Raw genomic sequence first — 13,314 nt, forward strand, 5'->3', positions numbered from 1 at the left:
ATCCAAGTAAATTTACGCAAACAAAATGACAAGTCCTTTAGAAAGAATAGAGTCACACCCACAAGAATCCAAACGATTGATTGGGATTAAGTATGAGGATTTTACATCATTAGTAATATTAGCAGAAAAAAGGCATATAGAGAAACAAGCTCTAATGCAAAAAAACAAGATTCGTTTAATTGCTGCTGGTGGAGGACGTAAAGCAGAAATGACAGTCAAAGAAGGGATATGTCTGTGCTCAGTATACCTGAGACAAAAACCCACATTTGAAATTCTGGGATTGTTGTTCAACGTTGCGAGAAGTAAAGCGAATAATACATTTAATTACTGGGTGGTAATTCTGCGAGAAATTTTACCTGCATCCCAAGTAGAAGAAGTGAAAACCGATAGTAAAAAATATCAAGAACTATGCAAAATCTTAAGTGAACATGAATTAATTGTAGATAGCGCAGAACAAGCTATAGAAAGACCAGGAGACTATCAAGAGCAAAAAAAGTATTACTCAGGCAAGAAAAAGATACACACCATTAAAAATCAGTTTATCGTGCTGCCTGGTGGTCGAGATATTGTGGATATTTGTATTGGACAACTAGGGAAGATAAGTGATATTTCATTATTTCGGGAGCATCGCAGTCAGCTAGATGAAACGCAAAGATTTTTAGGTGATAAAGCTTATATTGGAGAAGCACTGATTACCACACCTCATAAGAAGCCAAAAAAAAGCCGAACTTTCCCCTACTCGAAAAGAGGAAAATCAACAGATATCATCAGCACGTATTGGTGTTGAACATCTGATATGTCGAGTGAAAACTTTTCGCGTTGCTAGCGATAGATTTCGTTTAGCAAGACATCGTTATCGCCAAGTAATTATGACAGTATGTGGTTTGGTGAGGTTGCATCTCAATTCGGACAAAATACTCAGTCATAATATTTGAGTTATACGCGCTTGCATTTTTTGTTTTCAACGCTATGTTTCCCTAAACTTTTGAGATTTTTGGTTTTTTAACCCCCAAAACCTGATTTTTTCGTTCCATGCGTCAAGTAGTAATATTGTACTATTTAGTCCTCAGACGCTTTTATTACTCACGTTTTATCTTTCGTAGACAAGTCTAATATATGGTTCGAGTTTTGGGGTGTGTTGGAGTGTCAATTGAATTAACTGACTCATTGAAAAGTTTGCTCAAGGAAACAGCCACTCAATTGAAAGGTGCAGCCAGAAGACGTTTTCAAGCGCAGACTGTTATGGAATTAGGCTATGGAGGACAACTCATAGCTCAAAAAGAATTGGGATGGGATAGAAAAACTATTCGTAAAGGGATTAAAGAATTAACCACTGAGATTACTTGTTTTGATAATTATTCAGCTAGGGGTCGCTGGAAAGCAGAAGAACATTTACCTTCCTTGTTAGAAGATATCAAAAAATTAGTTGATGCCCAAAGTCAAACTGACCCAAGTTTTAAAAGCCAGAGATTATATACACGCCTAACAGCAAGCAAAGTAAGGAAGCTATTAATTGAGAAGTTTGGCTATAGCAATGAACAGTTACCAACTGAAGAAACAATCCACGTCAAATTAAATTATTTGGGTTATCGTCTCAAGCGAGTGGCAAAAGTGCTTCCTCAAAAAAAAATTCCAGAAACTGATGCAATCTTCGAGCAATTAGCAATAGTTAATCAATCGGCTGTAGATGACGAAAGTATTTTACGTTTAAGCCTTGATGCCAAAGCTCGTGTTGAAACCGCCTTAAAATTTGCCGAAAATATGACATGGAAAGGCAAACCTCCTGTTGTAGTTAAGCTAATAACCCAAACTTATGAAACAGGAATTAAGCTTAATAATAAAGCTATGTCTGCTATTGAAGCACAAATAGAACGCCTGACTAACTCCACAGATGAAAAGTTTCCCAATTTAGGTAAATGGTTTGTTGATATTTGTTGTGGCAGCACTTAATTTCTCTCACTATTTTTAAAGCTTTCAGCTAGAAAACATCAATATTAATTATGATAATGCACCTGAGATAATTGACAGAGTGCAGACTTTTCTTTCTGTGTTCTGAGGGGGTGAGAGGTGGCAACCACCTCTCACCCCCTCAGAATGATTCTTATTCTCTTATAGATGTCAAATTATGATTTTTGCTGAGTAATTTATTTCTTGGAAGTCCCTTTCCCAACAGTTTTTTGATGACACAATCAGTTGATACCAATTCACGAAAACTTGATACAGACATAAACCCTGAAGCTTTGCTACATCTAAGTTTTTTAATTGCGTTAGCGTAGCGGGACGTTAGTCCATTGCGTTAGCGTAGCGGGACGTTAGTCCATTGCGAATTGGTATGAGCCAATTACCAAGCAAGACAACCTTTGGTAGCATCTGGAGTGAAATTGACCAAAAGATCATCTCAAATAGTGATATTTCATGTAGCGATCGCATGACTAACTGATACCGTTTCTTGATGTAGTTTGCCTAGCATATTACTGTAGAGACGTTGCATACAACGTCTCTACATCATTTATCTATTTGGCGCAACTTCATTTTTTTTCTGGATGTAATTGCTCTTTAGCGGTAGGAATACCCATCTGATTAATTGCCGCAATCATTTGGTATAAACGTCCTAAATCCCGTTGATTAAAGTATAAAACTATGCGTGGTAAATCAATGGTTTCGTCTTGGCTTTCTTGGGGTAAAGCCTGACTCTTTTCTATTTTCCCTTTGACAATGATGTCGCTAAATTGCTCATTTAACTGACCTACCTCTGCATCCGATAGTTCTTGCATCAAACGAATGACTAATAAATCGCCTACATAGCGACTAGAGTGATAAACCTGATAAAAACGGGTAATAGCCTCACAAGCCACTTCTAAGTTATCAGTGACAGTATAAAGGCTCGGATCTTCAGGACTGACTAGACCTTGTTTTACTAAATGCTCATTGATGTATTGACTCCAAGATTGCCAATAATCACCACCAGGATGGTCTATTAAAACTAAGGGTACAGGGCCGAATTTACCCGTTTGACTCAATGTCATGCACTCGAAGGCTTCATCTTGAGTACCGAAGCCACCAGGAAATAAGGCTACAGCATCACTTTCTTTGAGCAGAAATAACTTACGAGTGAAGAAATATTTAAAGTGAATGAGTTTCGGATCGCCCTCAATGATGGGGTTGGCTTGCTGTTCAAAGGGTAACTGAATATTTAAACCAAAAGAATTTTCTCGCCCCGCACCTTCATGACCAGCCTGCATAATTCCACCACCACCGCCTGTCATGACCATAAAACCTAACTTGGTGACGGCGCGTCCAAATTGCAGTGCCATTTGGTACTCTGGGGTTTCTGGTGCTAGTCGCGCTGACCCAAAAATAGTCACCTTGCGGACGTGTCGATAGTCATAAAATAGTTGAAAGCCTTGCTCCATATCAGCTAGAGCAGCAGACAATATCTTCCAATCGAGGCGGTCAATATCACTATCAGCTAGGCGAATAATCGTACCTAAAGCCTGCTGAATGAATTGCCGATGTTTTAGACTCGGTAAGCGATCAATTAATCCAGCGATATCCGCTTGGAGAGACTCGAATGTGTCAAACGACGCAGATGAAGCCATGAGAACTGCCAACACAATGGCATTACATTTTACCTAATTTTGGTGATCAATGTATTAACTGCTGAAGATAGTCTTGAATTCTGGCTATGAAGTTGACTTATTCAGGCGATCGCCATTCATCAAATTAGATGCCCACACTTTACCCATAGGTTAGTGTGGGTAGTTGACTCCAAATGCTCTTCTAACAAGGGTAGACTACCGAGTTTGGCCCAGATGCTTATCCAAGGTATTAGATAAGGTAGTTTTAGGTACTGCACCGACTACCATATCAACCTTTTGTCCACCTTTAAATATCATCAAAGTGGGGATACTGCGGATACCGTATTGGCTAGCAACTTGAGGATTTTCATCCGTGTTGACTTTTACAACTTTCAGTTGACCTTCGTACTGAGCTGCGATTTCATCGACAACAGGAGCTACCATTCTGCAAGGGCCACACCAAGGGGCCCAAAAATCGACTAAAACAGGTACATCGCTATCGAGTACCTCTTGCTTAAAAGTAGAATCTGTAACTTGTGCGGCTGCTGACATGCCTAAAAACCTTTGCCAATTATATTTCTGACTTTCGTGAAAATTCTACCATAGCAAAAACATCGACCAGAAATATATGGATGTACATTTACAAAGAAGTCCAGAATTTATTCATAAATTTCCGGACAAAAGGAACCGCCCGAACAGTAGTCCGGGCGGAGTGTGGTGTGAGGAGTGAACGGAAACATGCGTCTCCGCTATCTCTATTGTAGGCGACAGATGGGATTTTTCCAGTGAATGTTTGAGACTCTGGAAAAAATTCCTGAAGGATTTCAAGTATTTATCCATTAAGGATTAGGTATTTATTAGGTGTGGGGGTTTAGGGGTGTAGGGGTTTAAGGGTTTAGGGGTGTAGGGGTTTAAGAAATGATGAATTTCTCTATGATTTTACAATCATGATGGATTTCTTGATTAAAAACCAAGACTTCTCAAGCTTTTTTCTATTCCCTATTCCCCATTTCCTATTCCCCATTCCCTATTACTTACCCATACCTAATTGTTGGGCTTTTTGATAAACCTTACCTTCGGTTAACAAAGAAGGAGCAATTACAACTTCAACTTGCTGCATTTCTTTGATATCTTTTGCCCCTAAAGTTCCCATACTAGTTTTTAAAGCACCCAAAAGATTATGAGTACCATCATCTAGACCTGCGGGGCCGGTGAGAATTTGGGCTAAAGAACCAGTTGTACCGACGCGAATTCGTGTTCCACGGGGTAATACAGGGCTGGGAGTCGCCATACCCCAGTGATAGCCTCTTCCTGGGGCTTCTGCGGCTCTAGCAAAGGGAGAACCAATCATGACACCATCAGCACCACAGGCAATACATTTACAGATATCGCCCCCAGTGATTAGACCACCATCGGCAATGATGGGGACATATTTACCTGTGGCGGCAAAGTATTCATCACGAGCAGCAGCACAATCAGCGATCGCAGTTGCTTGGGGTATACCCACACCCAAGACCCCACGGGAGGTACAAGCCGCACCAGGGCCTATTCCCACTAACACAGCTGCGGCTCCAGCCTTGATTAAATCTAAAGTAACTTCATAGGTGACACAGTTCCCCAACACCACAGGAATGGGCATAGAACGGCAAAATTCAGCTAAGTCTAGGGGTGTGATGGACTCTGGTGATAAGTGAGCCGTGGAAACCACTGTAGCTTGGATAAAAAATAAATCTGCTCCAGCTTTTGCCACTACTTCACCGTACTTGCTCGCACCTGCTGGAGTTGCACTGACAGCAGCAATGCCACCTTGTGCTTTAATTTCCTGAATACGTTTTTCAATTAATTCTGGCTTAATTGGCTCGGCATACAGTTCTTGCATTAAGGAAACAAATTCATCTTTGCCGACTGATGCAATCCGATCCAAAATAGGATTTGGGTCAAGATAGCGAGTTTGGATACCCTCTAAATTGAGAACACCCAATGCCCCAAGCTGTGATAACTTGACAGCCATACCCACATCAACTACACCATCCATTGCACTGGCAATAATGGGAATTTCTCGTTCGATATTACCAATTTTCCACCGAGTATCGGCTAAACTCGGATCTAGTGTTCTGTTACCAGGGACTAAAGCAATTTCATCAATGCCGTAGGCTCTACGAGCTGTCTTCCCCCGCCCAAGTTGAATTTCCACGCTGTTAACTTTTCTAAAATCTGTTCTAGCTAGGGTATCAAATTGTGAGATAAATTGCAGCGTTTTTTTATTAGGGATTAGGGATTGGGGATTAGGGATTGGGGATTGGGGATTGGAATTTTAGATTTTGCGGAAAGTCTGTAGCTTGCTTCCCAAAGGGTACAGAGGTTTCCTCCAAACAGAACTTTCCAAAACGGATTTTATATTGAATCCAGTCCAGAATCCACACACTGATAAAGTTAGGGGAAGGAAAAAAACTACCATTTTTCCTTCCCCTAACTCCCCTGCTTTCTCCAATCCCCAGTCACAGAAAAAGTAAAAAGTAAAAAAGACATCTCCAGAAATGAGGTTTTACTCTAGACAGCATAAGGGTTTGAGATTCTTTTTCGGAGATGTCTAAAGTAAAAAGTAAAAAGGCAAAAGAATCTTTTCCTTTGTTTTTACTTTTACCTTTTGCCTTTTGCCTTTTGCCTTTATCCCCAGTCCCCAGTCCCCAATCCCCAGTCCCCGATCCCTGAATTCAACTAGAATTGTTACAATGTTTGTCAGATTTGATGTTGCAGCCTTGATCCAATCTGAAACTTTAGAATTACTGGAATGGCATCGTTTATGCCAGCACCTCTCCACATTTGCCGCTACTAAGTTAGGGGCGATCGCGTCTTTGCGTCTTCAAATTCCTGCGTCTCAAGCAGCAAGTGAGGATTTATTAGCACAAACTCAAGAAGTCTATCAGCTAGAAAGTCGCGTCACTACAGGATTATCCTTTGACGGAGTTCAAGATATTGGTGATTCCCTAGAACGGGCTGAACTCCAAGGGATTTTGGCTGGGGATGAATTGTTGGCGATCGCTACTACTTTGGCAGGGGCGAGAAATTTACGGCGTGTTATTGATAACCAAGAAGATTTACTCATATTAAAAGAAATAGTCGCTGAATTACGGACTTATCCTGAATTAGAGCAAGAAATTCACCGTTGTATTGACGAACGAGGACAAGTAACTGACCGCGCTAGCGTCAAAATCGGCGAAATCCGCACGGAATTGCGGAGATTACGCAGTCAAATTACCCAAAAGCTCCAAAATATCCTCCAAGTAAAATCAGGGGCAGTCCAGGAACAAATTATTACCCAACGGGGCGATCGCTTTGTTATCCCCGTGAAAGCACCACAAAAAGATGCTATTCCTGGTATTGTTCATGACACCTCAACTAGTGGCGCAACTCTGTATATTGAACCGAATTCAATTGTGCCGATGGGCAACCAATTGCGGCAAACACTCAGAAGAGAACAAGCAGAAGAAGAAGCTATTCGACGGGCATTAACAGAACAAGTAGCGGCAGTTAAGCCCGATTTGGAAAGATTATTGGCAATTGTCACAACCTTAGATTTGGCAACCGCTAGAGCTAGATACAGTTTATGGTTACAAGCTAACCCCCCCAGATTTGTAGACAGAGAACAACAGGAAATTATTACCTTAAGACAATTACGCCATCCCCTTTTAGTTTGGCAGCAACAACATGAACAAGGTCATGCAGTAATTCCCGTTGATTTATTAATCAGCCCACATATCAAAGTAGTGACAATTACAGGGCCGAACACCGGAGGTAAAACAGTCACTCTAAAGACGCTAGGATTGGCAGCATTAATGGCCAAAGTGGGTTTATTTGTGCCAGCCCGTGAACCAGTAGAAATCCCTTGGTTTGACCAAATATTGGCGGATATAGGTGATGAACAATCCCTACAGCAAAGTTTATCTACATTCTCAGGCCACATTCGCCGGATTAGCCGCATTTTAAATGCTTTAGCACTAGAGACTGGGGAAGAGGCGACAGATAATCCCCAATCCCCAATCCCCAATCCCCAATCCCTCGTTTTACTTGACGAAGTCGGTGCGGGGACAGATCCGGCCGAAGGGAGTGCCTTAGCGATCGCACTTTTACAATATTTGGCTGATCATGCCCAGTTGACAATTGCTACAACTCACTTCGGGGAATTGAAAGCCTTAAAGTATGAAGACGCGCGGTTTGAAAATGCTTCCGTAGAGTTTAATGAGACGACTTTATCGCCTACCTATCGCCTATTGTGGGGGATTCCTGGACGTTCAAATGCTTTGGCGATCGCTTTGCGTTTGGGTTTGAAACCAGAGGTGGTAGAACAGGCAAAAACTCAAGTGGGAGAGGCTACAGATGAGGTGAATCAAGTGATTGCAGGGTTAGAAGCCCAACGCCGTAGCCAAGAAACCAAAGCCGCAGAAGCTCAAAAACTCCTACAGCAAGCCGAACGTTTGTATAAAGAAGTCTCCGCCAAAGCTGCCGCCTTGCAAGAGAGAGAACAGTCTTTACGGGCTTCTCAAGAAGTCGCTGTACAGCAAGCAATTACTCAAGCTAAAGGAGAAATTGCTAAGGTAATTCGCCGCTTGCAACAGGGTACAGCCACAGCCCAAGATGCCCAACAAGCAACTAGTGCGATCAATCAAATCGCCCAAAAGTATCAACCAGCACCACCGCCTAAACCGAAAATTGGCTTTATGCCCAAAGTAGGCGATCGCGTCCGGTTGTCTCAATTTGGGCAAACAGCAGAAGTGTTAACTGCACCTAACGATGATGGGGAATTCAGCGTCCGCTTTGGCATCATGAAAATGACTGTCAAGCTACAAGATATCGAATCGCTTGATGGTCAAAAACCTGAACCCATTGCTAAACCAAAACCCAGTCCCACCACAGTTACCCCACCACCCCAAGCCGCCCCAGCCATTCGCACCTCCCAAAACACCGTCGATATACGAGGTAAACGGGTAGCAGATGCAGAAATAATTCTAGATAAGGCAATTTCTGAAGCTCAAGGTCAAATTTGGGTTATTCACGGTCACGGCACTGGTAAATTACGCCAAGGTGTCCATACCTTTTTACAACAACATCCCAGAGTCAGCCGCTTTGAAGCAGCAGAACAAGCTGATGGTGGTAGTGGGGTGACTGTCGCTTATATTGGGTGAGGCAGGGGGTTGGGGGTTGGGGACTGGGGATTGGGGACTGGGAGACAAGGGAGATTTGATTTTAATGTCTGATGCCCTGTTTGCCCAATTCCCCATGCCCAATCCCCAGTCCCCATTAAATAATTTTTCAGCAATAAACATCACAAGTATTAGATGATAATTTTTCATCTTTAGATTATTGATGGATTGATGATGCTAAGTCTTGAACAATTTAGGATGAAATTAATTCAATATCTTCATTTATCTTTATTTATACTTTTGTACTGAAATAACGGATTAAGCAGGTAAATCTGACAAACAAAATCTACCTTCTACACTGTTGAAAATAAAAATTCATCTTGTAGAGTAAGACAGTGACAATTGCTGTTTATAGGGGTATTGGGGTGTAAGGGTGTAGGAGTATAGGGGGGTGTATAGGGTCAAAGACATTATTTCCCTCCCCATGCCCCCTGCCCCATGCCCCCTGTTTATGCCCCTACCTTGATCAGAAACCAACTTTCATTCGTAACAGTCTGGTTTCAAAATGGGTAACAGCAACAGCCCCTATCAGCCTGATCACCTATGCTAAAAGTTATGCACTCGGCCGCTGATTCAGCCACTCCCAATTCTCAGTGGGAGGACTTAACTAAACTTCCCAATCCCAATGTTGTGCAATGGGAAAACATTAAAACCCAGTTAGATTTGGTGCTGATGGCACTAGAAACCTTAACTGGTATTGGTTCTGAGGCGATGCTCTCAGCCGCACTTGATTTGAATTTGGAGTCAAGAGTGCCAGATCGCGTAGCTTTATGGCGACTGCGACAGTCGAATCCCATACGCAAAGGTCAAGGAGGGCGAAAAAAACTAGATGTGGAAGAAGCGCGATCGCTAGTTCTGATTATTTGTCATCTTGCCAAACAGCACCAAGAATTGATTCGCCGTGGTGTTGGACTACTAGAACAAATGGCGGCAAAAAATCGAGAACCTCATCAGGTTGCTTTACTGGGGGATTACATTGATGCTTTCTGTAACGTTTACCAAGAACGCATGGAAGAGGATGAGCAAATCTCAACGGATCTACTTACCAACTTGGCACTCAAACTGCTAATCGATTTGCTGTTTTACAGCGCACCTGGTGGACATCGCCGTCTCTGGTTAGCACTCATAGACCGTTCCGCAAAAATTTGAAAACATCTCGTTTGTCCTGCCATGCCTCTATCAAATTCTGTCATTCGTCGCTACACACCTCCTACTTGCACTCTAGAAGTATTAGCGCAAAGTTCTCCTTTATCTCGTTGGATGGGGAAACCTGTACTTAAGCAGTTAACCTTTGAGTTACGTTTTGATGATCCGGCCTTGCCAGAAGAACGGCGCGTGCCAATCAGAGGCGATCGCGACCAACTAGAAGCGTTATGTGATGCTGTTACTACTTACGTACAAGAACTTCTTCAGCAGTCGCCGGAAAGCTTTTGCTTCAGTTTTTCTGGTCTTCAAGATTCCACTCAAGTATCAGATGACACAGAGTTAACAGATTTCTCACCAGAACCTTTATTAGCCAAAACATCAAATAATTCTACATCCCCAATTCCAGGGTCAAAAATCTACTTAGAATCTACCAATTATTTAACTCACAATTTATATCTCGGTTCTCTGGCTAATCAAACATCTGGTGCTGTTATTCCTCTGAGTCTTTTACAACTTTTCGATTTAGCTAATGCTTTAGATGAATATACTGCCGATGTCTTGGCACTACCTATACTCAACCAAGGTAGTTCAGTAGTACGCTTCCCCACCTGGGTAACTGTGGCGGCTATGTTTGTCATCGCTATTGGTTTAACGCCTTTGACTTGGCAATATGCCAGCAATCTGCGAACAAAGCCAACGCAAACAGCCAAAACCGCAGATTCTCCAGATACACAAATTGCACTACAAACCCCACCTGCACCTAATTTCCCCGCACCTCAAACTACACTTGTCCCGAACACTTCATCATCTCTACCTCTGGCTTCTACGCCTCCATTACCTGAAACTAACAGTCTGCCTATTAACAGCCTGCCTTCCCCTGGTGCGAATCTCCCAAACACAAATGCCAATACTGCTTTAGCACCAAATGCCGTTGCTGAAAAACAGACTACAAGCTCATCCCCAATTCAAATTCCATCAGGTTCTAGTAATCCCTCGCTGAACATCCCAGATCAACTGACAATTCAGTCTAATCCTTCCATCGCTAGGAACTCAAATGAATTGGGGATTCCTCTCAAGCGGGATTTACCGCCTAGACTTGCTTCTACTCCACCTGCTCCCGTACCGCCACCCTTGGCTACTTTACCAAATCCCATTCCTAGCACCATTCCGCGACTATATTCACCAACAACTGTCCAACAGTCTCAAGCTGGAATCACTTCCTCTAGAACCACTTCTGCTGATGAGGCTGATACAAATTCCCTGGCTAGAAGATTAAGAGGTGAAGCAAATAGACCCAAATCCACGGAAGTTTCGGTTAACAGCAACAGCACTCTATTTGACACACCCCAAGTAGCAGAAGCTAGGGATTTTCTGAAAAAACGTTGGCAACCACCAACAGGTTTTGATCAAACTCTAGAGTATAGCGTGATGGTGGGTGTGGATGGCTCGATTGAACGGATTGACCCATTAGGCAAAGCAGCTAGAGAAAACTTTGATTTGGTAGGTATGCCTGCTATTGGTGAACCATTTGTTTCTGCCAATCGCTACGGCAAGAATATGAGAATTCGAGTTGTTCTCAGTCCAGATGGTAAGGTGCAGACTTTTCCTGAGTCGGAATGATAGCCAAACAATTTTAGATTTTGGATTCAATTCTATGAACCAAAATTTAAAATCTAAAATTTGGCAGTTGAACTGGTGCAAAAACTATTGCACCAGTTTTAATTGCGTTTATCAATACACAGCAGAATTATATCGATAAGCCTTTTTAGGGACTTCCAGATAAAAAATATCTAAACTGTAGGGTGCGTCAGTGCGAGAAAACCTAACTATACCAAGAGGTTATACCAATTCACGAAAAGCCTGATACAAATAAAGCATCAAGAATAAAATCCCAACCTGTGATAGAAGCAACAACTGATGTGTTTAATTGTTCCAACCTGTTCCAGATAAATTCTCTTAATTCATCTAAACTTGGGAAGCTTTCCCAAGTTAAATGTCTTTTAACTTCCTCCCACAATCTCTCTATTGGATTAACTTGAGGTGTATGTGGAGGTTGAAATAACAAAACTATGTTTTCTGGTATTTTCAGATGCTGACTTAAATGAAAAGCCCCATTGTCTAACTGAAGAATATGAATATCTTGAGCATAAGTCTGGGAAAATTTTTCTAAAAAAATATTGAAACAGGCTGTATTTAAATGAGAGAATTCCCAGATAAAATACTCTCCAGTTAAGGGTTCTACTAATCCATATAAGTAAAAATTATCCCGCTTCCATTGCATAATCCCGATGGGCTTGACTCCTTTTTTAGTAATTAGTCTGCCTGCTTCCGTCTTCAACCCCACACGGCTTTCGTCCCCACACCAATATCTCATTGTTTTTTGTCTATCTACTGGTGCTATGACGTGGTTTTTTATTACTTCTAGGTATTTTGGCAGTTTTTTTTAAATTCTGATTCTGCTTCGCTATCGTATTTAATACCTACTGCTCGCGGCACTTTTAGCTTTGCTTTCATTTGATAGCGCACTGTATCATGTACTACTTTATATGATGCTTCTATCCCTTCTACTGCTTTTCACCATGTTCGTATTTCCTCATAACTTTTGAATCCCTCCGATTCTTGAAGCTCTTTGTCTAGCTGCTCTCTTACTTGTAAGCTAATTATTGCTGGTCTCCCTGGACTCTTTAGAGTTGTTAATAGACCCTTGATTCCCGACTCTTGATAATTTTTTAACCATCTTTGTACTGTTACCCTTGCCCTTCCTACTACCTCCGCCACATCTTGTATTGTTTTCACCTGTCCTATTTTCAGCAAATACAAAGCTTGTATCCTCTCATGACTTGATGCTGTTTTTTGTTCTCTCAGCAACTCATGCAATTCTTCTACTGACTCTCTTATTTTTACTTTGGTGACTCCAGCCATCTTTACTCGTTAATATTTATTCCTTATCTATCTGTATCATAGTTTTCGTGAATTGGTATTATTTATACTGACGCACCTTACAGACGTGGCAACGGTATTGATTAAAAAATCTATTTTATCCGCGTCTATCGGCTTACCCTCTGGGAAGCAAGCTACATCTGCGTTCCCTGTTCCCTTCGCAAATAATTTCAGGAATCAAAGTGGATTCCTATAGTTAAGTTCACTATTTGAGTGCCAAATTCGGTTGAATATCAAGGATATTTACTGAATTTGCCGAAAACATATCATATCTTGATATTTTCTTTACACAGGCTAGTAGATATACGTAAAAATAAATCTATACAATAGGCTTGACATTTATAAAGTTCTTGATAATTCCAAACAAGACACGGGATTTGTTTTGGGTATCAGCTTAGATAAACAAGCTTCTGGTAATGGGAATTTGGGCGCAATCTTCAATAAGATAC

Annotated in this window: 11 protein-coding genes; 6 read left to right on the forward strand and 5 right to left on the reverse strand. The window is 41.6% G+C overall.

Going from position 1 to position 13,314, the window contains the following annotated elements:
- Nucleotides 1-25: 25 nt before the first annotated feature.
- From ACQFX9_RS06370 to ACQFX9_RS06380, 3 genes are all read left to right on the forward strand, one after another.
- The gene (locus ACQFX9_RS06370) at nucleotides 26-787 is read left to right on the forward strand and encodes a transposase family protein (protein ID WP_427161211.1); all 762 of its coding nucleotides are present in this window, start codon (nucleotides 26-28) and stop codon (nucleotides 785-787) included.
- Nucleotides 762-935 carry a transposase gene (locus ACQFX9_RS06375; protein WP_427162812.1) on the forward strand — a complete coding sequence of 58 codons (174 nt, stop codon included), beginning with the start codon at nucleotides 762-764 and terminating at the stop codon, nucleotides 933-935. Before ACQFX9_RS06370 ends, ACQFX9_RS06375 begins: the two co-directional genes overlap by 26 nt.
- A gap of 214 nt (nucleotides 936-1,149) precedes the next feature.
- Nucleotides 1,150-1,950 carry an ISAzo13-like element transposase-related protein gene (locus tag ACQFX9_RS06380; protein ID WP_427162813.1) on the forward strand — a complete coding sequence of 267 codons (801 nt, stop codon included), beginning with the start codon at nucleotides 1,150-1,152 and terminating at the stop codon, nucleotides 1,948-1,950.
- Nucleotides 1,951-2,528: 578 nt separating this feature from the next.
- Here the strand turns inward: ACQFX9_RS06380 and ACQFX9_RS06385 are convergent.
- From ACQFX9_RS06385 to ACQFX9_RS06395, 3 genes are all read right to left on the reverse strand, one after another.
- Nucleotides 2,529-3,599, reverse strand: coding sequence for an LOG family protein (locus tag ACQFX9_RS06385; RefSeq protein WP_427161212.1), 1,071 nt, complete (start codon nucleotides 3,597-3,599; stop codon nucleotides 2,529-2,531).
- Nucleotides 3,600-3,794: 195 nt separating this feature from the next.
- Nucleotides 3,795-4,130: a thioredoxin gene (gene trxA, locus ACQFX9_RS06390; protein ID WP_427161213.1), complete on the reverse strand. Its 336-nt coding sequence runs from the start codon at nucleotides 4,128-4,130 to the stop codon at nucleotides 3,795-3,797.
- Between the two features lie 478 nt (nucleotides 4,131-4,608).
- On the reverse strand, nucleotides 4,609-5,772 hold the full coding sequence (locus ACQFX9_RS06395; RefSeq protein WP_427161214.1) for a GuaB3 family IMP dehydrogenase-related protein: 1,164 nt from the start codon (nucleotides 5,770-5,772) through the stop codon (nucleotides 4,609-4,611).
- Nucleotides 5,773-6,337: 565 nt separating this feature from the next.
- On the opposite strand from ACQFX9_RS06395, the gene ACQFX9_RS06400 reads away from it, so the two are divergent.
- From ACQFX9_RS06400 to ACQFX9_RS06410, 3 genes are all read left to right on the forward strand, one after another.
- Complete coding sequence (locus ACQFX9_RS06400; protein WP_427162814.1) at nucleotides 6,338-8,761, forward strand: endonuclease MutS2; 2,424 nt, start codon at nucleotides 6,338-6,340, stop codon at nucleotides 8,759-8,761.
- 561 nt (nucleotides 8,762-9,322) lie between these two features.
- Entirely contained in the window at nucleotides 9,323-9,928 is a 606-nt protein-coding gene (locus ACQFX9_RS06405; RefSeq protein ID WP_427161215.1) for a DUF3038 domain-containing protein, read from the forward strand.
- Nucleotides 9,929-9,949: 21 nt separating this feature from the next.
- Nucleotides 9,950-11,545 carry a DUF4335 domain-containing protein gene (locus ACQFX9_RS06410; protein ID WP_427161216.1) on the forward strand — a complete coding sequence of 532 codons (1,596 nt, stop codon included), beginning with the start codon at nucleotides 9,950-9,952 and terminating at the stop codon, nucleotides 11,543-11,545.
- Between the two features lie 229 nt (nucleotides 11,546-11,774).
- Here ACQFX9_RS06410 and ACQFX9_RS06415 read toward each other — a convergent pair whose 3' ends face one another.
- Together ACQFX9_RS06415 and ACQFX9_RS06420 are read right to left on the reverse strand one after the other, a co-directional pair.
- Entirely contained in the window at nucleotides 11,775-12,299 is a 525-nt protein-coding gene (locus tag ACQFX9_RS06415) for an IS630 family transposase (protein WP_427161217.1), read from the reverse strand.
- Between the two features lie 200 nt (nucleotides 12,300-12,499).
- The gene (locus ACQFX9_RS06420) at nucleotides 12,500-12,847 is read right to left on the reverse strand and encodes a helix-turn-helix domain-containing protein (RefSeq protein WP_427161218.1); all 348 of its coding nucleotides are present in this window, start codon (nucleotides 12,845-12,847) and stop codon (nucleotides 12,500-12,502) included.
- Between the last annotated feature and the right edge of the window lie 467 nt (nucleotides 12,848-13,314).

The organism is Aliinostoc sp. HNIBRCY26, from assembly GCF_050235535.1.
In the GTDB taxonomy this organism is placed as follows: Bacteria; Cyanobacteriota; Cyanobacteriia; order Cyanobacteriales; family Nostocaceae; genus Trichormus.

What these genes read in the sequence shown, in the direction of transcription:
- trxA (WP_427161213.1), bottom strand. Translation starts at nt 4,130, where the DNA reads ATGTCAGCAGCCGCACAAGTTACAGATTCTACTTTTAAGCAAGAGGTA.
- ACQFX9_RS06415 (WP_427161217.1), bottom strand. Translation starts at nt 12,299, where the DNA reads ATGAGATATTGGTGTGGGGACGAAAGCCGTGTGGGGTTGAAGACGGAA.
- ACQFX9_RS06420 (WP_427161218.1), bottom strand. Translation starts at nt 12,847, where the DNA reads ATGGCTGGAGTCACCAAAGTAAAAATAAGAGAGTCAGTAGAAGAATTG.
- ACQFX9_RS06370 (WP_427161211.1), top strand. Translation starts at nt 26, where the DNA reads ATGACAAGTCCTTTAGAAAGAATAGAGTCACACCCACAAGAATCCAAA.
- ACQFX9_RS06385 (WP_427161212.1), bottom strand. Translation starts at nt 3,599, where the DNA reads ATGGCTTCATCTGCGTCGTTTGACACATTCGAGTCTCTCCAAGCGGAT.
- ACQFX9_RS06405 (WP_427161215.1), top strand. Translation starts at nt 9,323, where the DNA reads ATGCTAAAAGTTATGCACTCGGCCGCTGATTCAGCCACTCCCAATTCT.
- ACQFX9_RS06410 (WP_427161216.1), top strand. Translation starts at nt 9,950, where the DNA reads ATGCCTCTATCAAATTCTGTCATTCGTCGCTACACACCTCCTACTTGC.